The sequence below is a fragment of the Mesorhizobium sp. C120A genome (assembly GCF_030323105.1).
Taxonomy (GTDB): Bacteria; Pseudomonadota; Alphaproteobacteria; order Rhizobiales; family Rhizobiaceae; genus Mesorhizobium.
Map to the genome: position 1 here is coordinate 3,877,385 of NZ_CP100476.1, position 24,913 is coordinate 3,902,297.

The window sequence follows — 24,913 nt, forward strand, 5'->3', positions numbered from 1 at the left end:
GGATGGCAGCCGCCCTCACCCATCTCGGCGCCAAGGGCGAGGCCAACATGGTCGATGTCGGCGACAAGGCGGAGACGACGCGCACGGCGGTCGCCGAGGGCTTTGTCTCGATGCGGGCCGAAACCCTGAAGATGATCCTCGACGGCGACGCCAAGAAGGGCGATGTGCTGGGTACCGCGCGCATTGCCGGCATCATGGCGGCCAAGAAGACGCATGAGCTGATTCCGCTCTGCCATCCGCTGCTTTTGACCAAGGTGTCGGTCGACATCGAACCGGACACCACGCTGCCCGGCCTCAGGGTCACCGCGCTTGCCCGCGTCACCGGCAAGACCGGGGTCGAGATGGAGGCGCTGACCGCGGCATCTGTCGCGTGCCTGACCATTTACGACATGGCCAAGGCGGTCGACCGCGCCATGGTGATTTCCGGTATAAAGCTGGTGGAAAAGACCGGCGGCAAGTCCGGCGACTACAAGGCGGGTTCGTAAATGGTGCTGGTTCCGGTCGCCGAGGCGCTTCAACGCCTCCTCGACGGCGCTGTGGCGTTGCCCGGTGAAAGCGTCGCGCTGGCGGATGCGGCCGGCCGGGTGCTGGTGGAGCCGGTCGTGGCGCTGCGTACCCAGCCGCCTTTCAATGCATCTGCCATGGACGGCTATGCCGCACGGGCGCAGGATGTGGCGTCCGCTCCGGCGCGGCTTTCGGTGATCGGCATGGCGCCCGCAGGGCGCCGCTTTGACGGCACAGTTGGTAAATCCGAGGCCGTGCGCGTCTTCACCGGCGCGCCGCTGCCTGAAGGCGCAGACACCATCGTCATCCAGGAAAATGTCCGCGATCTCGGCGGTAGCCGGATCGAGGTCACCGAACCGACGGCGAAGAACCGCAATATCCGCCGCCTTGGACTGGATTTTGCGCAAGGCGACGTGCTGCTGGAAAAAGGCCGCGTGCTCGATCCGGCTGCATTGTCGCTGGCGGCGTCGGCCAATCATTCCCGGCTGAACGTGGTGCAACGGCCGCTGGTCGCCATAATCGCCACCGGCGACGAATTGCTGCCACCGGGCAGCGAACCTGGCCCCGACCAGATCATCTCGTCCAACGCCTATGGCGTCGCTGCTGTGGCGCAGTCGGTCGGCGCTCGCGCGCTCGATCTCGGTATAGCGGCCGATCGCAAGGAAGCGATCGCGGCGCTGGTGAAAAAGGCGGTCGATGCGAAAGCCGACGTCATCGTCACGCTCGGCGGCGCCTCGGTCGGCGACCATGATCTCGTCCATGACGTGCTGACCGGCGAAGGCATGAACCTCGACTTCTGGAAGCTCGCCATGCGCCCGGGCAAGCCGCTGATGTTCGGGCGGCTGGGCGATATCAGGTGCATCGGCCTGCCCGGCAATCCGGTGGCGAGCCTGGTCTGCTCGCAATTGTTCCTGAAGCCGCTGTTGGCGCAGCTCGGCGGCCGTCCCCACCGGCAGGACATCCGCCAGGCTCAGCTTGGCGCCGCGATGCCGGCCAATGATCTAAGGCAAGACTATGTGCGCGCCGTGGTCCGGGAAGAAGCCGGCGCATTGGTGGCGACGCCGTTCGGCATCCAGGATTCCTCGATGCTGAGAATGCTGGCCGACGCCAACGGCCTGATCGTGCGCGAGCCCTTCGCTCCGGCGGCAGAAGCAGGCGCCGCTTGCAGCGTTCTGATGTTGCGCTGAAGGTCGCGGATCCAAGCCGTTAATTCCAAGAGATAAGACTGGTTGTTACTCCGCCAGCAATGTCCGCGTCAGCGGATGTGTCGGATCGGCAAGCCCGTCGACGATGCTGAAATGATGCCGGTCCGGCTCGACCACTGTGCTGGTCGTGGCGCCGAGGCCGATCCAGATGTTGGCAAGCAGCGCATTCTGGCGCAGGAACTCCGCCCGCTCGCCGCCGCCGGCCCAGCAGGTGATGCGCGCGCCCTGCATGGGGCGCAGCAGAACCGGGCTTTCGGCCAGTGCTTCCGCTTCATCGATGGCCAGTGTCGCGTTCATCCCCGTCCGCATGATCGGCCGCAGATCATGAACCCCGGAGATCGAGACGACATTGCGTATGCGGCCGGCCACATCGGCGGCCAGAGGCGTCGTTGTCGTCACCATCCTGGAGGCGAGATGGCCGCCGGCGGAATGCCCGGTCAGGATCACCGGCCCGCCGACCATCGTCGCCGCCTTGCCGATCGCCGCCGCGATTTCCCTGACGATGCCGGAAATGCGTATGTCGGGACAAAGCGTGTAAGTCGGCATTGCCACGGCAAAGCCATTGGCAACCGCGCCGTTGGCCAGATGCGACCATGGCTTGTTGTCGAACGCCTTCCAGTAACCGCCATGGATGAAGACGACGAGCCCTTTGGGCATGACATCGGGAAGGAACAGATCGAGCCTGTTGCGCGGGCTGTCGCCATAGGCGATGTCGAGCTTGGCCCGACCGGACGCCGACATTGTGTCGCGAAAAGCCTGTGCCGGTGTGTCCCACGCGGCCGGCCAGCGATTGCTGCCGGCAATGTTGTCGCCGTTGGCGTAGGCATTGTCCCAATCGGCAACACGATGTTGGAGCATCTGCATCCCTCCCGGATGGCTTCAGTTCAGTCGACAGGAATGGCCGCCGAACAGGGCGGCGTCAATCCTGCGACCTAAAAACATTTTAGGCTTGAAACAAATTTCGACTGGTGCGATCCTGCGCCTTGTTCAGCCATGGGCGCGAGGCAGACAGGGGCAGCCGAAAATGCTTGGGCCATCAGCGCATATCGACACATTCACGCGCGACAACCTGCCGCCGCCGGAGCAATGGCCGGAGTTTTTGCTCGACGGCTTCGACTATCCCGACCACATAAATGCCGCCGTCGAATTGACCGACAGGCTGGTCGAAAAAGGGTTCGGCGACCACACCGCGCTGATCGGCAATGGCCGCCGCCGCACCTACAAGGAACTGTCCGACTGGACCAACAGGCTCGCCCATGCCCTGGTCGAGAATTATGGCGTCAAGCCGGGCAACCGGGTGCTGATCCGCTCGGCCAACAATCCGGCCATGGTCGCCTGCTGGCTGGCCGCCACCAAGGTTGGCGCGGTGGTCGTCAACACCATGCCGATGCTGCGCGCCGGCGAACTCGCCAAGATCGTCGACAAGGCGGAAATCACGGTTGCGCTTTGCGATACAAGGCTGATGGACGAGATGACCGCCTGCGCCAAGGGCAGTGCGTATCTCAAGCAGGTCATTGGCTTCGACGGCACGGCCAACCATGACGCGGAACTCGACCGCGCCGCCCTCGACAAGCCGGTCACCTTCACTGCCGTCAACACCGGCCGCGACGATGTCGCCCTGCTCGGCTTCACCTCCGGCACCACCGGCGTGCCGAAGGCGACGATGCATTTCCACCGCGACCTGCTGATCATCGCCGACGCCTATGCCCGCGAAATCCTGGAGGTGACGCCCGACGACATCTTCGTCGGCTCCCCGCCCCTTGCCTTTACCTTCGGTCTTGGCGGGCTCGCCATCTTCCCGCTGCGTTTCGGCGCCGCGGCGACGCTGCTGGAACAGGCGACGCCACCCAACATGATCCACATCATCGAGACCTACAAAGCGACCATTTCCTTCACCGCTCCAACCGCCTATCGGGCCATGCTCAAGGCCATGGATCAAGGCGCTGACCTGTCCTCGCTGCGCGTCGCGGTTTCGGCGGGCGAGACGCTGCCGGCGCCTGTCTTCGAGGAATGGACTGAGAAGACCGGCAAGCCGATTCTCGATGGGATCGGCGCCACCGAGATGCTGCATATCTTCATCTCCAACCGCTTCGACGACATGAAGCCGGCCTCCACCGGCAAACCCGTCGGCGGCTATCAGGCACGCATCGTCGATGACGAGATGCGGGAGCTGCCGCGCGGCTCTACTGGCCGGCTGGCGGTGCGCGGCCCGACCGGCTGCCGCTACATGGCCGATGCCAGGCAAAAGGACTATGTCCGCGATGGCTGGAATCTCACCGGCGATACGTTCACGCAGGACGAGGATGGCTTCTTCCACTTCGCCGCGCGTTCCGACGACATGATCGTCAGCGCCGGCTACAACATCGCCGGCCCCGAGGTCGAAGCGGCGCTGCTCTCGCATCCCGACGTCGCCGAATGCGCGGTGACCGGCGCCGAGGACGGTGAACGCGGCCAGATCGTCGAGGCGCATATCGTGCTTGTGCAAGGTGTTTCGCCGGACGCATTGACCGTCAAACGCCTGCAGGACCACGTCAAGGCAACGATCGCGCCCTACAAATATCCGCGTTCGGTGAAGTTCATCGACGCCTTGCCCAAAACCCAGACCGGCAAGATCCAGCGCTTCCGGTTGCGCGCGGAGAAGAGCAATTGATTAAGCCGCACGATCCGGCGTCCGATGGCGCGCAGATGTCGTTCAAGGAGCGGATGTCCTACAGCGACTATCTGCAGCTGGACAAGGTGCTCGATGCGCAGGCGCCGCTGTCTTCGGCCCATGACGAGATGCTGTTCATCATCCAGCATCAGACATCGGAATTGTGGATGAAGCTCGCTTTGCACGAGATCGGCGCCGCGATCCGCTCTATCCGCGCCGACCGCCTCGAACCGAGCTTCAAGATGCTGTCTCGCGTCGCGCGCATCTTCGAGCAGCTCAACAATGCCTGGGACGTGCTGCGCACGATGACGCCAAGCGAATACACCGAGTTTCGCGACGCGCTCGGCCAATCCTCGGGCTTCCAGTCGTGGCAGTACCGCGCTATCGAGTTCATGGCCGGCAACCGCAACCTAGCCATGCTCGGGCCGCACAAGCACCGGCCCGATCTTACGGACAGGCTGGAAGCGATCCTGGCCACGCCGTCGCTGTACGACGAGGCGCTTCTGCTTTTGGCGCGCAATGGCTTCGACATCGGCGCCGATGCCGGGCGCACGGACTGGCGCGAGACGCGCGTCGAGAACGAAGACGTGCTGGCTGCCTGGCAAACCGTCTACCGCGACCCGCAGCGCTACTGGATGCTCTACGAACTGGCCGAGAAGCTGGTCGACTTCGAGGATTACTTCCGCCGCTGGCGCTTCAACCACGTCACCACGGTCGAGCGCATCATCGGCTTGAAGCGCGGCACGGGCGGCACCTCAGGCGCCTCCTATCTGAAGAAGATGCTGGAGGTTGTGCTGTTTCCGGAGCTCTGGACGGTCCGCACCCGGCTCTAGAGCATTTCACCGTTTAACGTAAACGGCGAAATGCTCTAGCTCTTTGATTTGACGCAATTGCGGACGGAAAACCGCTTCACACTTTTCCTGAAATTGCTCTAGTTCCTCAGGTGACCGCGGTCTTCACCGCGAAGCGGGCGTCCTGCCAGGCGCCGGTGCGCAGAATATCCTCCAGGACTTCGACCGCCTGCCAGACATCGCCATATCCGACATAGAGCGGCGTGAAGCCGAAACGGATGGTCGACGGCGCCCGGAAATCGCCGATCACGCCGCGCTCGATCAGCGCGCGCATCACCTGATAGCCATGCGGATGGAGGAACGACACCTGGCTGCCGCGCTGGCTGCCGTCGCGAGGACTTTCCAGTTCAAGCCCGTAGGCGCCGCATCTGGCTTCGACGAGCTGGATAAACAGGTCGGTCAGCGCGATGCTTTTTCTGCGCACCGCCGCCATATCGACGTCGTTCCAGATATCGAGCGCGCCCTTGAGCGCCCGCATCGACAGCACCGGCTGCGTTCCGCACAGGAAGCGGCGAATGCCGCTGCCGACGGCAAAGCCCTGCTCGAAGGCAAAGGGCCGCGCATGGCCCCACCAGCCGCTGAGCGGCTGGTGGGCATCGTCATGGTGGCGCTCGGCCGCGTAGATGAAGGCTGGCGAGCCCGGGCCGCCATTGAGGTATTTGTAGGTGCAGCCGACGGCGAAATCGGCATTGGCACGGTCAAGTTCGACCGGCAAGGCGCCGGCCGTGTGGCAGAGATCCCAGATGATCAGCGCGCCGGCGTCATGTGCCTTGCGCGTCAGCGCCGCCATGTCGCGCAACTGGCCGGATTTGTAGTTGACGTGGTTGACCAGGATGACGGCAACGCTGTCGTCGATCAGCTCCTCGATTGCGGCCGCGTCGACGCCCTCCAGCCGCAGCCGCGTTCCCGGCCGGGTCGAGGCGACGCCTTCGGCCATGTAGAGGTCGGTCGGGAAACTGTCGCCCTCGGCAACGATGACCGACCGATCCGGCCGCATGCCGAGCGCTGCGTGCAGCAGCTTGTAGATGTTGATCGAGGTTGTGTCGCAGACCACCGTCTGCCCATCAGCCGCGCCGATCAGTCGCCCGAGCTGATCTCCGAGTTCCACCGGCATGTTGAACCAGCCGGCGGTGTTCCAGGCGCGAATGAGATCGTGCGCCCATTCCTGCGTGGCGGCCTGCTGCAGTTCGCTGAAGACGACCGCTGACGCGGCGCCCAGGGAATTGCCGTCGAGATAAATCACGCCTTGCGGCAAGACAAAGCGTCCGCGCATGGAGCGCAGCGGATCGGCGGCATCCATTGCTTCGATTGTAGCGAGATCGGGTGTCGTGCTCATGATCCGGCGCCCCTCCATGGACAAACGCGCGCGGCGGAGCCTGCCGCCCAAACATGCCGGCGATCTTGAGTGGTCGCCCTTGAACTGTCAAACATTATATATAATTCACCCATTGAAAGGCTTTGATATATAATGATCCGCCGAGCGTTTATGTCTGATGGATCACGATGCTGGATGACGAGCAGACCTCGAAGACGGAAGCGGCCTATCGCCTGCTCAGGCGCGATATTCTTGCGACCCGGCTGGCGCCTGCCGCGCCGTTGAAGCTGAGCACGCTGCGCAACACCTACGGCATCGGCTGGACGCCGTTGCGCGAGGCGCTGTCGCGGCTGGAGGCGGAACGGCTTGTGACCGCCATCAGCAACCGCGGGTTTGCGGTCGCTCCCGTCTCTCGGGCGGAGCTCGAGGATTTGGCGCGTGCGCGGCTGGTGGTCGAACTGCCCCTGCTGGTGGAATCGATCGAGGAGGGCGACCGTGAGTGGGAAGACGCGGTCGTTGCCGCCCACTATCGTCTCTCACGGTGCGGGTCTGTTCTCGACGATCCATCGGATGATGCGGTCGACGCGTGGTACGAAAAACACGATGCCTTCCATGCGGCGCTGCTCAGTGCCGCGACATCCAGCTGGCTGCTGCGCTTCAATGCGACGATTTCCGACCAATTGCATCGCCATCACCGCTTTCTGGGTCTGGCCCCGACGCTGCGCGCCGCCGCCGGCCGCACGGATGGCCACCGGAAGGCCGTGGCGGCCCTGCGCGACGCCGTGGCGATCGAACACCATACCGCCCTGATGGAAGCGGCCCTCGATCGCGACGTCGAACGTGCGAAAACTCTGATGACCGCTCACATCGGCTACACGCTGCAGGTCTATGCCCAGAGTGAACCCGGCGCGGATGCTGCGCAGCCCCGTCCGAAAAGGAAGCGGCGATCGTAGCCGACGACGCAGGGCACTTTGTCTTCGTTTCACCCCGTTGCCGGCCAACGACTACGAGCGGCGCTCGCAGCGCCGAACGTTACGCTGAACAAAACGTCAACACATTCATTAAACTTTAAAAGGTTGCGGAACACAACTGGAACAGATAGGGTTTGTTCTGGGTTTGTTTTTTCTGATTCTGGTTTCAGAACCCTTGGGGGCCGCGATGCTGACGCGCAAACAACATGAGCTTCTGATGTTCATCCATGAACGCCTGAAGGAGAGCGGAATCCCGCCGTCCTTCGACGAGATGAAGGAAGCGCTCGACCTCGCCTCCAAGTCCGGCATCCACCGCCTGATCACGGCGCTTGAGGAGCGCGGTTTCATTCGCCGGCTGCCGAACCGGGCGCGCGCGCTGGAAGTGCTGCGGCTGCCCGACTCGATCGCACCAGGCCTCAATGCGGCGAGGAAGTTTTCGCCGAGCGTCATTCAGGGCAGTCTTGGTCAAACCGGCCAAGGGCAAGGCGGCCAAGGACAAGGCGCGTTGGGCCAAGGCGGTCTCGGCCGCCAGATCAAGCCGGGCTCGCCGTCGCGTTCGATGTCGGCCGGCAATGACGATGCCGTTTCCGCGATTTCAATCCCGGTTATGGGACGCATCGCCGCCGGCGTGCCGATCGACGCCATCCAGCATCAGACCCATTCGATCTCGGTGCCGCCCGATATGATCATGGGCGGCGAACACTACGCGCTCGAGGTCAAGGGCGATTCGATGATCGAGGCCGGCATTTTCGATGGCGACACGGTCATCATCCGCAATGCCGACACAGCCAGCCCCGGCGAGATCGTGGTGGCGTTGGTCGACGATGAGGAAGCGACCCTGAAACGCTTCCGCCGCAAGGGCGCCTCGATCGCCCTGGAAGCCGCCAACCCGGCCTACGAGACCCGCATTTTTGGACCGGACAGGGTGAAGGTGCAGGGCAAGCTTGTCGGATTGATCCGGCGCTACTGAGCCGGCTTGGGTTTGTACTTTTCACGCTGGTTGTAAGGCGGCAGGCCGCGCGCTTCGCGGGAGAAGCGGCGTTGCTCGTGCCAGGGGCGATACGGCTTGTCGACGGCGAAGCGGATGGTTGGCGCTGCAGCTGCCGATTGCGGATCGAAGAAGACGGCGGCGCTGCCGTCGCGGGCCAGCTGTTTCTTCGTCACGACCAGCACCAGCGGGTCGCGGCACGGATTGTAGGCGGTGGCGTCATCGATGACGATCAGGCTCGCGAAGGCACAGGCCGGCCGCGCCGTCTTGCGGTCTTTCGCAAGCGCTACAATGGCTCCGGAAGGGTGCCGGGCGATACAGAGATCGCCGGTGCAATAGAAGGGCGAGCCGGGCGGCAGATCGAGCGGATCGAGATCGAACCGCGTATCTGTTGCCTCGAAAATCTCAGGTGGGATAATGGTTTTGGCCCGCAGCGCCCGTTTCCAATTGTCCGTGGTGAATTCGTTGGAGCGTTCGCGGTTGAGGGCGAGTTCGCCGCCACCGATCGGCATGGCCACCAGATGCGCATCCTCGGATATGAGCACGTCGGGCGTAAGCACCTGCGGCACCGTCAACAGGCCGGCCAGCGCGAAAGGCACGGCCGCCAACCTGAGCCAGGTGGTGGCCATGGTGGCGATGACGAGGGCGACCGCCACCAACAGCACCGAGCGGATGGAGATCAGCCCGACGGCGTCGACCGGCGAGCGCTCGGAAATCCAGGCCGATATAGCGATCATCGCCATCAGACCCTTGCCCATCACATAGAGGAACGGCCCGTCGGCGCCGAACGGCATCGCCAGTGCGCTGAGCACGGCAAAAGGCATGACGATCAACGAAACAATCGGCATCACGGCCAGATTGGCGATCAGGCTGAGCGGCGACACACGCTGAAAATGCCAGATGGCGAACAGCAAGGTTGCACTGCCGGCGATGATCGAGGTCATGGCGAGGCCGCCCATGGCCAGCGCGAATTTTCGCGACAGGAAGCCGACGAAGGAGCGCTTTGCCGGCGGCGTTCTCACCTTGTCGGCGCGGTAATCGGCCCAGCCGGCATAGGCGCCGACAAGGGCGGCGGTGGCAGCAAACGACATCTGGAAGCTGGGACCGACCACCTCGTGCGGCGACACCAGGATGACGGCAATGGCGGAGATCGCCAGATTGCGCATGGTGAGTGCGGCGCGATCAAACAGCACGGCGACAAGCATGACCGCCAGCATGATGAAGCTGCGCTCGGCGGCAACCACGACGCCTGAAATGACGAGATAGGCGGCGATGGAGACGAGTGCTGCCACTGCTGCATATTTCTTGACTGGGCGGCGCGAAGAGAAATCGGGAAACAGCGCAAAGGCGCCACGCAGCAACGCCATGATGGTGCCGGCAACCAGCGCCATGTGCAGGCCGGAGATGGAGATGATGTGGTAGATGCCGGTGCGCCGCATCGCTTCGTTGACCTCGTCCGGGATGCCGGCGCGCACCCCGACAATCAACGCCGCGGCAATCTCGCCTTCGGCGCCGCCGATTTTGCCCCTGATATGGTCGGCAATGTTTTCGCGCGCGTTCTCGATTGCCGAGGAGAGCCGCGCGGTCAGCGGCGGCGGTCCCTGCGTAGCAATGGTTTTCGGATTGCCGAGAAAGAAGCCGCTGCCGCCGATACCGGTGAAATAGCTGTCGAAGGAGAAATCGTAGCTCTCCGGCCGCACCGGACCGGTCGGCGGCAACAGCCTGGCATAGCCGGTGATCAGGGAGCCGGCGGTCATATCGGCGGGAACGGTCCGCGCCGAGAGCCTGACCCGCTCCGGGGCGTAGCGCAGCTCGGGGTAAGCGGTCGAAACCACATCGAGCGTCAGCCTGATGCGGCCGCTTTCCATCTGTTCGAGACTGACGACGCGGCCGGTCAGCCGTGTCTGAATCTCGGAGCCGAGCATCTGCGTTCCGGCGCGCCAAGTCTCGACTTTGGCGGCGACGACGCCGAGCGCGCACAGCATCGCGGCCATGCAGAACAGATGCGTCCTCGGCCGCGATCGCGTGGCGAGGGCGCAACATGTCGCCAGCACCACAATGGCGATTGGCTGCGCAAAGCCGGGCTCGCCGGCCAGCGAGAAATAAATGATGACGCCGGCCGCCAGGAAAACCGGCACCAGCAGGAAGGCGACGCCCCGGTCGAGCTCCGTGTTGGCGGCCACGGCAAGGCTGCGGCGGAGCGCGGGCCATGACGGACGGCGAAGCCGTCTGCGCAGACGGGCGATAGATCCGGGCGCTGTGACTTGCGCCGGCAACGCGCCACCGGGCAGCGCAGGCGCGACGCCGGGATGCGGCTCAGGCAGCGCGAGGGGCAGCGGCTCGGCATAGGGACTATCGGCAAACAGCGAGCGTTCGCTGACGCTTGCCTCGGCGCCTTCGCCTTCCTTCGTGCCCCGGCCACGTCCAGCCATCGGGTCTGCCCCTTGCGCCCCAGACCCCTATGCTACATGAACGCGCAAAGCGCGAAAGTCCGCGTGATCACGTCCACCGCGCCGGAATCGACCATCACCTGGCAAGGACGCTCAATCCTCAATCATATCCTGGCCCTCCGCCCTCAGGCGAGCAAGCCCATCGTGCATTGCCTTCAATTGTTCCGGTGTATGACCCTGCCATTCACCGAGTTCACCCAGGATGAGCAACGGATCACGGGAGCGGTAGGATTTCGTCGGATTACCGGGAAATTTTTTGTCGGTCAGGTTAGGGTCATCCATAAAAAACCCCGTCGGCTTTACGATGTAAATCCTTTGACGACCGTCACCCGTTGCAAGCTCTGCTCCCCAGATGGCGGCTTCCAGTGTCTGGGTGAAATAGATCCATGACAGTGGTTTACCTCTGAAATTGGAAGGGTGGCCGACGCTCAGCAGATCCCCGGGTTTCAAATCCGCCCGGGTACCATGGTAGAACGGATCACCCTCCGTATGGTCGGCGTTTTCGGTCATCGGTAGTCCTTCTTTCAATCATGCCTCCTTCGTGGCGAGACCGGCCTGCACACAGTTGCGGTGTTCACGATAATGATTGCAGAAAGGTCTATATGCGTGACCAAGCCAACGCTGTCACGGCGGCGTTGTAGTCGGGCAGTGCCGCATCCGTGAAGAAATGTCCGCTCGTCAGAGGGGGCTACCACCGTCGCAGCGATGTTCCAGGCACTGTGACGGACGCTGCAGCCGAATGAAACCCAGACATTGACGCTGCTGTCAAACGAGGTTGCGCGGAGGGTGCGAACAGATTTTGTGCTACAAGGCTCCAGCGCCAGTTGACGCAACCGATAATTGCCGACGTGCCCCGGCCACGTCCAGCCATCGGGTCTGCCCCTTGCGCCCCAGACCCCCTATGCTACATGAACGCGCAAAGCGCGAAAGTCCGCGCGATCACGCTCCGCTTTCCAAGGTTCCGAGAGTTCCATGTCCGACACGGTCGTCACCCGTTTTGCCCCCTCGCCCACCGGCTATCTGCATATCGGCGGCGCGCGCACGGCGCTGTTCAACTGGCTGTACGCCAAGCACACCGGCGGCACGATGGTGCTGCGCATCGAGGACACCGACCGCGAACGCTTCAACGAGGCGGCGACACAGGCCATTCTGGATGGGCTGACCTGGCTCGGCCTTTCCTGGGACGGTGAGGCCATATCGCAGTTCGAGCGCGCGCCGCGCCACCGTGAGGTGGCCGAGGAGCTGGTGCGCCTGGGCAAGGCCTATTACAGCTACGAGACGCCTGCCGAGCTCGAGGCGATGCGCGAGGCCGCACGCGCCAAGGATCTGCCGCCGCGCTACAACGGCCAGTGGCGCGATCGTGCCCCCTCGGAGGCGCCTCCCGGCGTCAAGGGCGCCATCCGCATCAAGGCGCCGACCGAGGGCGAAACCGTGGTGCACGACCGTGTGCAGGGCGAGGTGCGCTTCCCCAACAAGGACCTCGACGATTTCATCATTCTGCGCTCGGACGGCAATCCGACCTACATGCATGCCGTCGTCGTCGACGACCATGACATGGGCGTCACCCACATCATCCGTGGCGACGACCATCTGACCAACGCCGCGCGCCAGACGGTGATCTACAACGCGATGGGCTGGGACGTCCCGTCGATGTCGCATATCCCGCTGATCCACGGCGCCGACGGCGCCAAGCTGTCGAAGCGGCACGGCGCACTCGGTGTCGAGGCTTATCGCGCCATGGGCCATCTGCCCGAGGCACTGCTCAACTATCTGGCGCGGCTCGGCTGGAGCCATGGCGACGACGAGATCATGTCGATCAAGGACATGATTTCGTGGTTCGACATCGGCGATGTCAACAAGGGTGCGGCGCGCTTCGACTTCGCCAAGCTCGAGTCGATCAACGGCGCGCATATGCGCAAGATGGCCGATACCGAGCTGTTCGACATTTTCGTCGCCACTCTGCCATACCTCGAAGGCGGATCTGCTATGGCCGCCCGTCTCGACGACGCCAGGAAGGCGCAGCTGCTGGCCGCCTTGCCGGGCCTGAAAGAGCGCGCCAAGACGCTGGTGGAACTGGCCGATGGCGCGGCCTTCCTGTTCGTCGAGCGGCCGCTGCCGATCGACGAGAAGGCGGCAGCATTGCTCAGTGCCGACGCGCGCGCGATCCTGCGCGGCGCACATGCCGCTTTGCAGACTGTTCCGGGCGATTGGTCGGCTGCCGCGGCTGAAGCCGCGGTGCGCGAGTTCGCAGCGGCCGGCGGCCACAAGCTCGGCGCCGTGGCCCAACCGCTCCGGGCGGCCCTTACCGGCCGTAGCACCTCGCCCGGCGTGTTCGACGTTCTTGCCGTGCTTGGCCGCGAGGAAAGCCTGGCGCGGATTGCGGATCAAATCGATTAGGAGCGAGCTGGCCCAAAAAGATTGGCATTGAAAGGCGGGTTTCGCAGTGCAACATTAGGCCTTGGCCCAATCAGGCACGCACCTCCCAAAATGCGGTGGCGAGTTCGCGCATTCCGGTGATTTCGACGTGTCGTTTGCAGGAATTGCCTTGCCGGCATGAGGAACATGAAGGAGTTGAGAATGAGCGAAGCTGCGACAAGACTGGAAACCGGCAGCAAGACGACGCACCCGTCGACTGCCACGCTCGAACTGGCCGGCAAGACGCATGAATTCAAGGTGCGGAGCGGCTCGGTCGGGCCCGACGTCATCGACATCGGTGCGCTCTACAACACCACCGGCGCCTTCACCTACGATCCCGGCTTCACCTCGACGGCGAGCTGCGAGTCGGCGATAACCTTCATCGACGGCGATGCCGGCATCCTGCTTCACCGCGGCTACCCCATCGACCAGCTGGCCGAGCATGGCGACTTCCTCGAAGTCTGCTACCTCCTGCTCTACGGCGAACTGCCGACCAAGGCGCAGAAGGACGATTTCGACTACCGGGTGACGCGCCACACCATGGTGCACGAGCAGATGTCGCGCTTCTTCACCGGCTTCCGCCGCGACGCGCATCCGATGGCTGTGATGTGCGGCGTGGTCGGCGCGCTGTCGGCCTTCTATCACGACTCCACCGATATTTCGGATCCGTATCAGCGCATGGTCGCCTCGATGCGGCTGATTGCCAAGATGCCGACGATTGCGGCCATGGCCTACAAATACCATATCGGCCAGCCCTTCATTTACCCGAAGAACGAGCTGAACTTCGCCGCCAACTTCCTGCATATGTGCTTTGCGGTGCCGTGCGAGGAATACAAGATCAATCCGGTGCTGGCGCGCGCCATGGAGCGCATCTTCATCCTGCATGCCGACCACGAACAAAACGCCTCGACCTCGACGGTGCGCCTTGCCGGCTCGTCGGGCGCCAATCCGTTCGCCTGCATTGCCGCCGGCATCGCCTGCCTGTGGGGCCCGGCGCATGGCGGCGCCAACGAAGCGGCGCTCAACATGCTGGGCGAGATCGGCCATGTCGACCACATCCCGGAATTCATCGCCCGCGCCAAGGACAAGAACGATCCGTTCCGGCTGATGGGCTTCGGCCATCGCGTCTACAAGAACTACGATCCTCGCGCGAAAATCATGCAGAAGACGGCGCATGAGGTGCTGGGCGAACTCGGCATCAAGGACGATCCGCTGCTCGATATCGCCATGGAGCTGGAAAAGATCGCGCTGACCGATTCCTACTTCATCGAGAAGAAGCTCTATCCGAACGTCGATTTCTATTCCGGCATCACGCTGAAGGCGCTGGGCTTCCCCACCACCATGTTCACCGTACTGTTCGCGGTCGCGCGCACCGTCGGCTGGATCGCGCAGTGGAAGGAAATGATCGAGGACCCGCACCAGAAGATCGGCCGCCCGCGCCAGCTCTATACCGGCGCCCCGGAACGCGACTACGTGCCGATTGCGAAAAGGTGAAAGAGAGTGAATGGTGAATGGTAAGTAGTGAATAGCAGGTAGTAATAGCAGGTAGTAAGTAGCAGCTTGATTATAGTCGAGAGCTCGTTAATCCTATTCACTATTCACTATTCACTATTCACTATTCACTATTCACTCGCTAAGCCCTATTCGCTCTCCCGATGTGGCGAAGAACGACATCGGCGGCGATGTCGCCGGAGGGCCTGTCGGTGGCCATGCGTCTGGCAACCTCGCCAAAGCCGTCCTTTTGCCAAGCGCGGTAGGCGGTGTCTGAGAACAGTGCCTCGAGCTGCCGCGCCAGATAGTGCGGCCGCACGTACTGGTTGTAGCTTTCCGGCACGACCGGCCGGTCGGCAATAAGGTTGGGCAAAGCAGCGCTCCACACCGTGATCAGGCTCTGCGCCATCAGCATGATCGGATCGAACTTGTAGCAAGAGATCATCGGGACACCCGACATCGCCAGTTCCAGTGACACCGTTCCAGACGCGATCAGCGCCGCATCGGCCTTGCCGAAGGCCTGCCACTTGCGCTCGGGATCGAGGATGACTTCTGGCTCCTGATCCCAGCGCGCCACCGATGTTTTGACCAGTTCGGCGACATGCGGCACCGTCGGCAGCAACAGCCGCAGCCTGTGGCCACGCGCGCGCAGCGCCGACACCGTCTCGCCGAACGGACCGATAAGCCGGCTCACCTCGCCGCGCCGCGACCCTGGCAGGACGAGCAGCGTCTTGACGTGATCGGCCGAGAGATCGCGTGGCTGGGCTTGCGCCCTGGCCGCGCCCAGCACGCCTGGATCATGCGTGAGGCGATGTCCGACGTAAGTGCCGGGCGGGCCGCCGAGACGGCTGAGCTCCTTTACCTCGAAAGGCAGGATGCACAGTATGTGGTCGACATAGGGCTTCATCGCGGCCGCCCTACCCGGCCGCCACGCCCAGACGCTCGGGCAGACATAATGGACGATCGGGATCGACGGATCGGCGGCGCGGATCTTTTTGCCGACGCGCAGCGAGAAATCGGGGCTGTCGATGGTGATCAGACAGTCGGGTTTTTCGGCGGCGACAGCACTTGCCGTCTGGCTGATCCGCCGCATCAGGCGCGGCAAGTCACGCAGGATGGCGCTGAGCCCCATCAGCGCGATCTCGGCGCCGTCGAACAGCGGCGCCAGTCCGAGCGCCTGCAGATGCCGCCCGCCAGTGCCGACGAGTTGCACCTCGCGCCCGGTCATGCGCTTCAGCGCCTGCACGATGTCGGCGCCCAGCAGGTCGCCGGATTCTTCGCCGGCGACGATGGCAATCTTCAGCGGCTTCTCAGCTGCCATGGACAGCCCCCGCAGCCGGCAGGCCGAACACGAACAGGCCGAGCGCATTGGCGCGCGCGAGAACGGCGGGGCCTTCGAGGATGAGCGAACGGCCGGCTTCGACGGCAATGCCGGCGAGCCCCGCGGCATGCGCCGCCTCGACGGTCTGGGGGCCAATAGATGGCAGATCGGCACGCAATTCCTGGCCAGGCTTGGCGCATTTGACCAGGACACCGCGCGTCTTGCCGGCCAGCCTGCCATGGCCGCGCAACTGCTGCGTCCGCTCGAGCAGTCCGTGGGTGCCCTCGACGCCTTCCAGGGCAACAGTGCGGCCACCGATGGCAATTGCCGCCTGACCAATGTCGAGCGCGCCGATGGCCTTTGCCGCCGCGTGTGCCGCCTCGATATCGCGCCAGTCGGACTTTCGCGGCACTGCTTTGGTCAGCGGCCCTTCGGCCGCGACGAGCCGGGGCACGACTTCATGCGCACCGACAACCTTGACGCCCCGTGCCTCCAGGCCGCGGGTCAATATCTTCAACAGCCCGTCATCGCCGCGGGCAAGCGCCATGGCGAGCGAGGGTATAAGTGCCAGTAGCCCAAGGTTCGGACGCATGTCGACCAACCGCGGCCTGCGCCTGATCTCGCCGGCAAGCACAAGATGGGTGATGCGCCGGCGCCTCAGCAACGCAACCAGCGAGCCGATGTCTTCCAGCGCAAGGCTTTCATGCTCATAGATTGTGAGGTCGGACTGACGGTCGGCCTGACCTTCGACCAGGATGATGACAGGCCGATGTCCGGCCTCCGCCAGGCCGGCGGCAACTTCGACCGGCAAGCTACCGCCGCCGGCAATGATGCCGACCCTGGCGTCCGGCGCAAGTTCGAGGCCCGTTGAAGTGGCCTCAGCCTTCGTCATCGGCATCGTCGCCGTCGCCACCCTTAAGCGACGGGACGGCAAAATGCCGCTTGCCGCGACTGGTGATGAAATCGATGATTTTCATGGCCGTCGGCGACGACGCAAACTCGGCCTTGGCGAATTCGATGTTCTCGCCGACAGTGCGGGAGCGGTCGAAGATGGTCTTGTAAGCCTTGCGCAGCAGGTAGATTTCGGCGCGCGGCAACCCGGCGCGCTTCAGGCCGATGATGTTGAGTCCACGCAGGCTGGCGCGATTGCCCACCGCAATGGCGTAGGGAATGACATCGCCGACAAAAGCCGAGCAGCCGCCGAGAAAGGCGTTGTCACCAACACGCACGAACTGATGAACGGCGCTGAGGCCGCCAATATAAACGCTGTCACCGACCTCGCAATGGCCGCCCAGGGTCGCGCCATTGGCGAAGGTGGCGTTTTTACCGACGACGCAATCATGGGCAATGTGGGCATAGGCAAGGAAATTGCCGTTGTCGCCGACGGTCGTCTCACCGCGGCTGGAATCGGTGCCGAGATGCATGGTCACGCCTTCGCGGATCGTGCAGTGCTGGCCGATGACCAAAGTGGTGCGGCCGCCCTTGTGCTTGGTGTTCTGCGGCGGTCCGCCCAGTGTCGCCATTGGATAGACCTTGGTCGCGGCGCCAATGGTTGTCGCGCCCAGCACCGAGACATGGCTGACCAGTTCGACGCGGTCACCGATCACGGCGTCAGCGCCGACATAGCAGAAAGGTCCTATTGCGGCGCCTTCGCCGATCTGCGCGCCGGCCTCGATGACGGCCGAGGGGTGGATTGAAGTCTGTATTTTCATGAGCATTTCGAACCGTCAGCCGGTAACCATCATTGCCGAGATCTCGGCTTCGGCGGCCTTTGTGCCCTCCACCATGGCCTCGCAGGCGAATTTGAGCAGGTTGCCGCGCATCTTGATTTTCTTGACGTGGATTTTCAACTGGTCGCCCGGGACGACCGGTTTGCGGAATTTCGCATTATCGATGGTCAGGAAATAGACCAGCGACGGCTTTTCCGTGTTGAGGTTACGGATGCAGATCGCGCCGGCGGTCTGCGCCATGGCCTCGACGATGAGCACGCCCGGCATCACCGGCTGATCCGGGAAATGGCCCTGGAAATGCGGCTCATTGATGGTCACGTTCTTGATGCCGATGGCAGAATCATTGCCGTCGATTTCGATGATGCGATCGATCATCAGGAAGGGATAGCGATGCGGTAAAAGCTTCATCAACCCCAATATATCGACCGCTTCGAGCGTCGCCGGCACCATCTCAGCTACTTCCCCCTTCGCCCTGCTTGCGCGTCCTGGCGAGCTTCCTCAGCATGGCGATCTCGCGCATGGCTTCCGCCATCGGCTGCGCCGGATAGCCTCCCCAGATCTCGCCCGCCGGCACGTTGCTCATGAACCCGCTTCTTGCAGCAAGCTTGGCCCCTGATCCGATGGTCAAATGATCGGCAAGGCCAACGCCGCCGCCCATGGTGACACCATCACCGACGGTGACGGAGCCGGAAATACCAGAGAGCCCGGCAATAATGCAATTGCGGCCGATGCGAACGTTATGGGCGATCTGCACCAGATTGTCGATCTTGGTGCCCTGACCGATGACCGTATCCGACATGGCGCCGCGATCGACGGTCGTGTTCGAGCCGATTTCGACATCGTCCTGGATGATGACGCGGCCGACCTGCGGCACACGCTCAGGGCCTTTGGCGCCGCCGACAAAGCCGAAGCCGTCCTGGCCTATCCTGGCGCCGCCATGAATGATGACGCGGTTGCCGATCAGCGCATACTGAACACTGACACCCGGCCCAATGTAGCCGTCACGGCCGATCTGGCAGGAGGGGCCGATAACGGCGTGGGGGGCAATGACCGTTCCGCTGCCGATGGAAGCGCGGGGGCCGATGACCGCTCCGGCCTCGATGATCGCCCCGGCCTCGATATGCGCCGAGGCATCGACATGAGCTTGCGGCGAGACCCCGGTTTCGCTGGTCATCGGTCCCGGCGTAGCCGCCGTCGGGAACAGCAGCCGGCCGATCATGGCGAAGGCCTGCTGCGGGCGCGGATGAACCAGAACCGCAATGCCTGCCGGCGCCTTGCCCGCGAACTCGGCGGGACAAAACACGGCCGCCGCCTTCAGCGACTGCATCAGCGCGAAATTGCGCTTGCCGTCGACGAAGACGAGCGCACCCTCGCCGCCTTCATTGGCTGGCGCCAACGCATCGATCGATATGTGGGCAAAATCGGAATCGACAAGCGATGCGCCGGTCAGATTCGCGACTTCGCCAGCCGTATACCGGCGTGATGGCGCGAAGAACACCGGATCGGTCATTCCAGAAGCAATATCCAGCTAGGTCGGATCAATTCTCTTCCGGACCCCAACGGCCCGGAAGCATCGTTACCCGCGCATCAGAAGCGGCTCGACATGCCGAAGTTGAATTCCTGCACGTCGTCGGTCTTTTCCTTCTTGATGGGCATCGCGTAGTCAATGCGGATCGGGCCAAAAGGCGATGACCACAGCAAGCCGACACCAACCGAAGCGCGCAACTCTAGATCAGTTGAAGCTTGAGTAACCCCGGCGACGTTTATCTTGCTGCCGTACAGTGTGGCGGCATCAGCAAACACAGCGCCGCGCACACCAAAGCTTTCCGGAATGACCGGTATCGGGAATTGAGCTTCGGCCGACGCATTGAAATAGGTGGTGCCGCCGAGGTGGTCACCCGTTGCAATATCCGCGGGGCCGATACCACCATACTCGAAGCCGCGGATCATGCGGTCGCTGCTCTGGAACTGATCGAAGATACGCAGGCCGTTGTCGCCATAGCCCGCGATATGGCCAGCACCGCCTGAGATCAGGCCGACCAGGTCCAGCTGTTCGGACAACGTCTGGTAGACAGTGCCACGACCGGTAACCTTTACGAATTTGGCATCGCCACCAAGGCCGGCCACTTCCATGGTCGTGGTGGCGTAGATGCCTTCATGCGGGCTCTTCATGTCGTCGATGGTGTTGTAGACCAGCCCAAGGCTGACCGACGACTTGATCCAAGGGCTCTCATCAATTCCCTGGACGATTGCCGCAGATACGTTGCAGTCCGCGTCGGGAATCCCGTCGCCAGGGGCGTTGCCCGGGATGGCAGGATTGTTATCGCAACCGTCGTCGAGCTTGTACTTCTCCTGGGCGATATTGTACGCCAACTGCGTCGAGATGTTGTCGGTGATCGGCAGGCCGAAGCGCACCGTCGCACCCAGCGTCTCGCTGTCATAGTGGTCGTAGTTGCGCGTCTGCTGGAAGACATCGAAGCCGGCGGCGATACGGCGCCCGAGGAAATAGGGTTCGGTGAAGGACAGGCTGTAGTCCCGCGAATTCTTGCCACCACCCGCCGAAACCTTGATGTACTGGCCGCGACCGAGGAAGTTGCGCTCCGCGACCGAACCTTCGACGGACGGACCGGCAGTGTCGCCACCTGTCGAATAACCTGCGCCAACCGAGAACTCGCCGGTCGATTTCTCGACCACGTCGACCACGAGCACGACCTGGTCTGGCTCGGAACCCGGGACAGTCGAAACGTCGACTTTCTCAAAGTAGTCTAGCTTTTCCAGCCGCTTCTTCGCGCGCTGGATGAGTACCTGGTTGAAGGCGTCGCCTTCGCTGACATCGAACTCACGACGAATGACATAGTCGCGTGTGCGGTCGTTGCCGCGGATTTCGATGCGCTCGATATAGGCCTTGGTGCCCTGGTCGATCGTATACACGACCGAAATCGTGTGGTTCTCGAAGTTGCGATCACCGCGCGGCGTCACCTGAGCGAAGGCATAGCCCGAACCCGCGACCTTTTCGGTCAGCGCGATGATGGTGTCCTCGACATCCTTGGCGTTGTAGACGTCGCCCTTGTGGGTCTGAACCACCGCTTCCAGCGCCTTCGAGTCGACTTCGGGAATGGTGCTCTCGACGCTGACGTCGCCGAACGTATAGCGGTCGCCTTCCTGGACGGTGATGGTAACGGTGTACTGGTTGGTCGTGTCGTCGAGCTCGCCGACAGCTGAGACCACCTGGAAGTCGGCATAGCCGTGATTGTAATAGAAGCGGCGCAGCGATTCCTGGTCGGCGCGGAGCTTGTCCTCGTCATAGACGTCGTCACGCAGCACGAAGGACAGGAAGCTCGAGCGCTTGGTGGCGATGACGTCAGACAGGCGGCGGCTCGAATAGGCGCTGTTGCCGACGAAATTGACAGCGGCGATCTTGGTGCGGCCGCCTTCGTTGATGTTGAAGACCACGTTCACGCGGTTGTCGCCGAGATCCATGATCTGCGTCGTGACAGCGGCGTCATCGCGGCCAATTCGCCTGTAGGCAGCCTTCACCGCCTCGACATCGGAGTCCAGCGTTGCCTGCGAAAACGTCCCGCGCGGCTTCAACTGCACGGCGACTGCCAGCGCATTGTCCTTGAGCTTCTTGTTGCCCTGGAACAGAACCTGGTTGACGACCTGATATTCGGCAACCTTGACCACCAGCGTCGAACCGACCTGATTGATCTGCACGTCCGAGAACAGCCCGGTACCGAACAGCGCCTTGACCGCATCGTCGATATCGGCGCTGGAAAACGCCTTGCCCGGCTTGATCGTGATGTAGTTGCGGATGGTGTCGGCGTCGACACGCTGGTTGCCGCTGACCTCGACTCTCGAGACAACGGCTGCCTGCGCCGCAGATGTGGCAACGAACTGCACGGCGAGCGCACCTGGTACAACCAGAGCGGCGGACATAGCCACCGCGGACGCGGCGCTCAAAAATTTGGATGCTGCCTTCATCGGGCTTTTGTACCTTTTCTCGAAGTCCCCACGGCGAGAAAACCGGACGTGCGGTAATTTCTCCTACCGTATTAACCGGATTTTCCCTACACGCAAGGCTTCTGGTTAATTTGTAATTACTTAACCCTGATGCGTGGCTTTCGCGTCACGCATACCCCCGTGCATGGTAAACGGCGTCTCAACATTGCCGGTGCTGAAGCCAAATTTCTTCATGATTTCAGCACCCAAACAGATCGTTCCAGAAGACGAAGCCCATAAATCCCAGCACCAGAAAGAGGCCGGCCCGGTATCCCATTTCCATCATCCGCTCCGATACCGGACGCCGGAAAACGGCTTCGAGTGCGTAGAACAGGAGGTGGCCGCCGTCGAGGGGGGGAATCGGCAAAAGGTTCAGAATTCCGATCCCGACCGACAGTCCGGCGACGAGCTGCACCAGCCACAGGAAGCCCAGCTTTGCCGCCTGCCCCGACATCTTGGCGATCTTGATCGGGCCGCCCAGCTGGCATTTGTCTTCGCGGCCGACAACGAATCGCTGCAGGAACTGGCCGGTGCGCTGAATGACGTGCCCCGTCTCCTCGACCGCGGCGCCGACTGCTCCGACAGGGCTGTAGGTGATCAGCCTGGGCTGGCCGACATCCTTGTTGTTGACGACGCCGATGACGGCCACCTTGACCTTGTTGCCCAGCGCGTCCAGCTGCTCCATCGGCTCCGGCGTCGCGACGACGGTGACCTCCTTGCCGTCGCGCAACATGGTGAAGGTGATGGCGTCGCCGCCGCGGCCTGAGACCAGGCGTTGGACGTCGGCGAAGGTCTCAACCTTGCTGCCGCCGACGGCGACGAATCGGTCGCCTGGCAAAATGCCGGCCCTTTCGGCTGGACTGCCGGCGGTGACCGCCGCCACCATCGGCTCAAACACAGGGCGGCCATAGAGGGAAAACAGCACGGCAAAGACGGCAATGGTCAAAAGGAAGTTGAACAGCGGTCCGGCCACCACCGTGGCGGCGCGTTTCCAGATGGGTTGCGTGTGGAAGGCGACCTTGCGTTCAGCGTCAGTCAGCGTTTCCAGATCTTCCGAACTCGGCTGGCTCGACGTGGCGCTCATGTCGCCGACGAATTTGACATAACCGCCGAGCGGTATGGCGCAGAGCTTCCAGCGCGTGCCGTGGCTGTCGTTGAAGCCGAGAAGTTCGGGGCCGAAGCCGATCGAAAAGGCCTTCACGCCAATGCCGCACCAGCGGCCGACGAGGTAATGTCCCATTTCGTGAATGAAGACGACCACGGTCAGCACGAACAGAAACGGCACCAGCGTGCCGAGGACAAAGCCTTCCGTGCTGAAAAACGCGTGAAGAATTTCGTTCAAGTCATGCCCTCAAATTCACCTGCGGCATAAAGGTGTCGCCGCGACTGTGACATCAATCCAGGCGAATCCGTGGCGTGCGCCATTTCTTCGCCGTGAAATATCACTCAAGCCGGAAACAGCCCCTGCGCCGGATGATCGGCGCCCGCCGAAATCCAGCCGATCACGTATAGGGCAAAAGCCGCCGCGACAAGCCCGTCCACCCTGTCCATGACACCGCCATGCCCGGGTATCAACGCGCTTGAATCCTTGCGGCCGTGGCGGCGCTTGACCCAGGATTCGAAGAGATCGCCAGCCTGGGCAACAATCGACAGCACCAGCGCAACCAAGGCGAGGACGCCAAGATTGCCGGCCCCGGCGGCGGCAGCCAGAAGCACGCCGGCGGCCACGCCGCCGACAGCGCCGCCAAGCGCGCCGCTCTGCGTCTTGCCGGGGGATATAGATGGCGCGAGCTTGGGCCCACCGACGGAGCGGCCGACGAAATAGGCGAAGATGTCGGTCGCCCAGACCACGGCGAACAGAAACAGGATTGCGACCAGGCCGGGATGGTCGCCGCCGCGCAGCAGCGCCAGCGATAAGCCGGACAAAGCCGCGTAGGCAAGACCGGCTGCATCCCATTGCGCCGCTCCACGCATACGGGCGCCGACAGCAGCGACCACAACCATGGCCAGGACAAGAGACAGAAGCCACGATGCCGGCACGCCTGCAACCAGGGCGACGACGAAAACCAGAAGCAGCGCTTCGGGAATGAAGCCGAGGGTCGCACCGGCCAAGGGGCGCGACATGCGCGCCCATTCATAGAAGATGACCGCCGCCATGCCGGCGCAAAGCAGGCGGAACCACAGCCCTCCCAACCAGGTCAGGCCAAGCGCTATTGCGGCCAGCACCAGCGCCGAGACGATGCGAAGCTGAAGATTGTTCATCCCGCCGCCGATCACGAGGCAGCGACATCTTGAGCGGCAAGCCCGCCAAAACGGCGCTCGCGGCCAGCAAAATCGCGCAATGCGTCGGCCAGGTGTTCGCGGCTGAAGTCAGGCCAGTAGCAAGGCAGAAAAACCAGTTCGCTGTAGGCTGCCTGCCACAGAAGGAAGTTCGACAGCCGAAGCTCGCCACTGGTGCGGATGACCAGCTCCGGATCGGGAATGCCTGCGGTGTCGAGGGCGCCGGCAAAAGTGTCTGCCGTGATCGCCTCTGCGTCGATCTCGCCGCGCACCACTGCGGCTGCGAGCTTGCGTGCCGTGCGCACGATCTCGTCGCGCCCGCCATAGTTGAAGGCGATGACCAAGGTCAGCGATTCATTGCGCGCAGTCAGCGATTCGGCCTCTTCGAGCAGGCCCCTGATGTCCGGCTGCAGCCCCGCCCTGTCACCGATGATCCTGACGCGCACGCCGTTCTGGTGCAGTTCGGCCAGATCGCGGCGGATGAACAGCTTCAAAAGCCCCATCAGGTCGCTCACTTCGGCCTTGGGCCGCGACCAGTTTTCCGACGAAAAGGCGTAGACGGTCAGGAAGGAAATGCCGAGACCGGGCGCGGCGCGCACCGTCTTGCGCAGCGCTTCGACGCCGGCGCGATGGCCGGCAAGCCGCGGCATGCCGCGCGCTTTGGCCCAGCGTCCGTTTCCATCCATGATGATCGCGACATGCGCGGGCGTTGCCATTGTCTCGCTTTCGGGCCGGTGTGGGCC

The 24,913-nt window shown here is 63.1% G+C and carries 21 protein-coding genes; 8 read left to right on the forward strand and 13 right to left on the reverse strand.

Annotated elements, in window-relative coordinates; all coding sequences use genetic code 11:
• Positions 1 to 2 precede the first annotated feature (2 nt).
• Both moaC and NL532_RS18800 read left to right on the forward strand, forming a co-directional pair.
• Complete coding sequence (moaC, locus tag NL532_RS18795; protein WP_023819950.1) at positions 3 to 485, forward strand: cyclic pyranopterin monophosphate synthase MoaC; 483 nt, start codon at positions 3 to 5, stop codon at positions 483 to 485.
• Positions 486 to 1,691, forward strand: a complete 1,206-nt coding sequence (locus NL532_RS18800; RefSeq protein WP_023829633.1) for a molybdopterin molybdotransferase MoeA — start codon at positions 486 to 488, stop codon at positions 1,689 to 1,691.
• Between the two features lie 45 nt (positions 1,692 to 1,736).
• On the opposite strand, the gene NL532_RS18805 is transcribed toward NL532_RS18800, so the two are convergent.
• Entirely contained in the window at positions 1,737 to 2,573 is an 837-nt protein-coding gene (locus NL532_RS18805; RefSeq protein WP_488473701.1) for a hormone-sensitive lipase, read from the reverse strand.
• Positions 2,574 to 2,733: 160 nt separating this feature from the next.
• Here NL532_RS18805 and NL532_RS18810 point away from each other — a divergent pair, with 160 nt between their 5' ends.
• Complete coding sequence (locus NL532_RS18810) at positions 2,734 to 4,359, forward strand: AMP-binding protein (RefSeq protein ID WP_023829634.1); 1,626 nt, start codon at positions 2,734 to 2,736, stop codon at positions 4,357 to 4,359.
• Complete coding sequence (gene kynA, locus NL532_RS18815) at positions 4,356 to 5,192, forward strand: tryptophan 2,3-dioxygenase (protein ID WP_023748414.1); 837 nt, start codon at positions 4,356 to 4,358, stop codon at positions 5,190 to 5,192. Before NL532_RS18810 ends, kynA begins: the two co-directional genes overlap by 4 nt.
• 106 nt (positions 5,193 to 5,298) lie before the next feature.
• Here the strand turns inward: kynA and kynU are convergent, their stop codons facing one another.
• Entirely contained in the window at positions 5,299 to 6,546 is a 1,248-nt protein-coding gene (gene kynU, locus NL532_RS18820) for a kynureninase (RefSeq protein ID WP_023829635.1), read from the reverse strand.
• 167 nt (positions 6,547 to 6,713) lie between these two features.
• Between kynU and NL532_RS18825 the strand changes: the two genes are divergently transcribed.
• Together NL532_RS18825 and lexA are read left to right on the forward strand one after the other, a co-directional pair.
• The gene (locus NL532_RS18825) at positions 6,714 to 7,478 is read left to right on the forward strand and encodes a GntR family transcriptional regulator (RefSeq protein ID WP_023688568.1); all 765 of its coding nucleotides are present in this window, start codon (positions 6,714 to 6,716) and stop codon (positions 7,476 to 7,478) included.
• A 205-nt stretch (positions 7,479 to 7,683) separates the two neighbouring features.
• A complete protein-coding gene (lexA, locus tag NL532_RS18830) occupies positions 7,684 to 8,466 on the forward strand; it encodes a transcriptional repressor LexA (protein ID WP_023684703.1) in 783 nt (260 codons plus the stop codon).
• Here lexA and NL532_RS18835 read toward each other — a convergent pair.
• Positions 8,460 to 10,916 (reverse strand): ComEC/Rec2 family competence protein, encoded by a 2,457-nt coding sequence (locus NL532_RS18835; protein ID WP_023829636.1) that lies wholly within the window; start codon positions 10,914 to 10,916, stop codon positions 8,460 to 8,462. The two genes, lexA and NL532_RS18835, sit on opposite strands and share 7 nt — an antisense overlap.
• Before the next feature lie 111 nt (positions 10,917 to 11,027).
• On the reverse strand, positions 11,028 to 11,444 hold the full coding sequence (gene arr / locus NL532_RS18840; protein ID WP_023688571.1) for an NAD(+)--rifampin ADP-ribosyltransferase: 417 nt from the start codon (positions 11,442 to 11,444) through the stop codon (positions 11,028 to 11,030).
• Between the two features lie 462 nt (positions 11,445 to 11,906).
• Here arr and gltX point away from each other — a divergent pair, with 462 nt between their 5' ends.
• Together gltX and gltA are read left to right on the forward strand one after the other, a co-directional pair.
• Complete coding sequence (gene gltX / locus NL532_RS18845; protein WP_023829637.1) at positions 11,907 to 13,331, forward strand: glutamate--tRNA ligase; 1,425 nt, start codon at positions 11,907 to 11,909, stop codon at positions 13,329 to 13,331.
• Between the two features lie 180 nt (positions 13,332 to 13,511).
• Positions 13,512 to 14,843, forward strand: coding sequence for a citrate synthase (gene gltA / locus NL532_RS18850; protein WP_023671037.1), 1,332 nt, complete (start codon positions 13,512 to 13,514; stop codon positions 14,841 to 14,843).
• 139 nt (positions 14,844 to 14,982) lie between these two features.
• Here the strand turns inward: gltA and lpxB are convergent, their stop codons facing one another.
• From lpxB to NL532_RS18895, 9 genes are all read right to left on the reverse strand, one after another.
• A complete protein-coding gene (gene lpxB / locus NL532_RS18855; RefSeq protein WP_023829638.1) occupies positions 14,983 to 16,161 on the reverse strand; it encodes a lipid-A-disaccharide synthase in 1,179 nt (392 codons plus the stop codon).
• Positions 16,151 to 17,053 (reverse strand): LpxI family protein, encoded by a 903-nt coding sequence (locus NL532_RS18860; RefSeq protein ID WP_023829639.1) that lies wholly within the window; start codon positions 17,051 to 17,053, stop codon positions 16,151 to 16,153. Before NL532_RS18860 ends, lpxB begins: the two co-directional genes overlap by 11 nt.
• Positions 17,040 to 17,873 carry an acyl-ACP--UDP-N-acetylglucosamine O-acyltransferase gene (gene lpxA / locus NL532_RS18865; protein ID WP_023684697.1) on the reverse strand — a complete coding sequence of 278 codons (834 nt, stop codon included), beginning with the start codon at positions 17,871 to 17,873 and terminating at the stop codon, positions 17,040 to 17,042. Before lpxA ends, NL532_RS18860 begins: the two co-directional genes overlap by 14 nt.
• 15 nt (positions 17,874 to 17,888) lie before the next feature.
• Positions 17,889 to 18,341, reverse strand: a complete 453-nt coding sequence (gene fabZ / locus NL532_RS18870) for a 3-hydroxyacyl-ACP dehydratase FabZ (RefSeq protein ID WP_023684696.1) — start codon at positions 18,339 to 18,341, stop codon at positions 17,889 to 17,891.
• 1 nt (position 18,342) lies between these two features.
• Positions 18,343 to 19,401 (reverse strand): UDP-3-O-(3-hydroxymyristoyl)glucosamine N-acyltransferase, encoded by a 1,059-nt coding sequence (gene lpxD, locus NL532_RS18875; protein WP_023684695.1) that lies wholly within the window; start codon positions 19,399 to 19,401, stop codon positions 18,343 to 18,345.
• Positions 19,402 to 19,478: 77 nt separating this feature from the next.
• Positions 19,479 to 21,872 (reverse strand): outer membrane protein assembly factor BamA, encoded by a 2,394-nt coding sequence (bamA, locus tag NL532_RS18880; RefSeq protein WP_023829640.1) that lies wholly within the window; start codon positions 21,870 to 21,872, stop codon positions 19,479 to 19,481.
• 217 nt (positions 21,873 to 22,089) lie between these two features.
• Positions 22,090 to 23,232, reverse strand: a complete 1,143-nt coding sequence (gene rseP / locus NL532_RS18885; RefSeq protein WP_023829641.1) for an RIP metalloprotease RseP — start codon at positions 23,230 to 23,232, stop codon at positions 22,090 to 22,092.
• 104 nt (positions 23,233 to 23,336) lie between these two features.
• Positions 23,337 to 24,152, reverse strand: coding sequence for a phosphatidate cytidylyltransferase (locus NL532_RS18890; RefSeq protein ID WP_023684692.1), 816 nt, complete (start codon positions 24,150 to 24,152; stop codon positions 23,337 to 23,339).
• Positions 24,153 to 24,163: 11 nt separating this feature from the next.
• On the reverse strand, positions 24,164 to 24,886 hold the full coding sequence (locus NL532_RS18895) for an isoprenyl transferase (RefSeq protein WP_031203426.1): 723 nt from the start codon (positions 24,884 to 24,886) through the stop codon (positions 24,164 to 24,166).
• Positions 24,887 to 24,913: the final 27 nt, after the last annotated feature.

Coding starts and splice junctions, on each gene's coding strand:
- moaC (WP_023819950.1), top strand. CDS start 3: ATGGCAGCCGCCCTCACCCATCTCGGCGCCAAGGGCGAGGCCAACATG.
- NL532_RS18800 (WP_023829633.1), top strand. CDS start 486: ATGGTGCTGGTTCCGGTCGCCGAGGCGCTTCAACGCCTCCTCGACGGC.
- NL532_RS18805 (WP_488473701.1), bottom strand. CDS start 2,573: ATGCAGATGCTCCAACATCGTGTTGCCGATTGGGACAATGCCTACGCC.
- NL532_RS18810 (WP_023829634.1), top strand. CDS start 2,734: ATGCTTGGGCCATCAGCGCATATCGACACATTCACGCGCGACAACCTG.
- kynU (WP_023829635.1), bottom strand. CDS start 6,546: ATGAGCACGACACCCGATCTCGCTACAATCGAAGCAATGGATGCCGCC.
- NL532_RS18825 (WP_023688568.1), top strand. CDS start 6,714: ATGCTGGATGACGAGCAGACCTCGAAGACGGAAGCGGCCTATCGCCTG.
- lexA (WP_023684703.1), top strand. CDS start 7,684: ATGCTGACGCGCAAACAACATGAGCTTCTGATGTTCATCCATGAACGC.
- NL532_RS18835 (WP_023829636.1), bottom strand. CDS start 10,916: ATGGCTGGACGTGGCCGGGGCACGAAGGAAGGCGAAGGCGCCGAGGCA.
- arr (WP_023688571.1), bottom strand. CDS start 11,444: ATGACCGAAAACGCCGACCATACGGAGGGTGATCCGTTCTACCATGGT.
- gltX (WP_023829637.1), top strand. CDS start 11,907: ATGTCCGACACGGTCGTCACCCGTTTTGCCCCCTCGCCCACCGGCTAT.
- gltA (WP_023671037.1), top strand. CDS start 13,512: ATGAGCGAAGCTGCGACAAGACTGGAAACCGGCAGCAAGACGACGCAC.
- lpxB (WP_023829638.1), bottom strand. CDS start 16,161: ATGGCAGCTGAGAAGCCGCTGAAGATTGCCATCGTCGCCGGCGAAGAA.
- NL532_RS18860 (WP_023829639.1), bottom strand. CDS start 17,053: ATGACGAAGGCTGAGGCCACTTCAACGGGCCTCGAACTTGCGCCGGAC.
- lpxA (WP_023684697.1), bottom strand. CDS start 17,873: ATGAAAATACAGACTTCAATCCACCCCTCGGCCGTCATCGAGGCCGGC.
- fabZ (WP_023684696.1), bottom strand. CDS start 18,341: ATGGTGCCGGCGACGCTCGAAGCGGTCGATATATTGGGGTTGATGAAG.
- lpxD (WP_023684695.1), bottom strand. CDS start 19,401: ATGACCGATCCGGTGTTCTTCGCGCCATCACGCCGGTATACGGCTGGC.
- bamA (WP_023829640.1), bottom strand. CDS start 21,872: ATGAAGGCAGCATCCAAATTTTTGAGCGCCGCGTCCGCGGTGGCTATG.
- NL532_RS18890 (WP_023684692.1), bottom strand. CDS start 24,152: ATGAACAATCTTCAGCTTCGCATCGTCTCGGCGCTGGTGCTGGCCGCA.
- NL532_RS18895 (WP_031203426.1), bottom strand. CDS start 24,886: ATGGCAACGCCCGCGCATGTCGCGATCATCATGGATGGAAACGGACGC.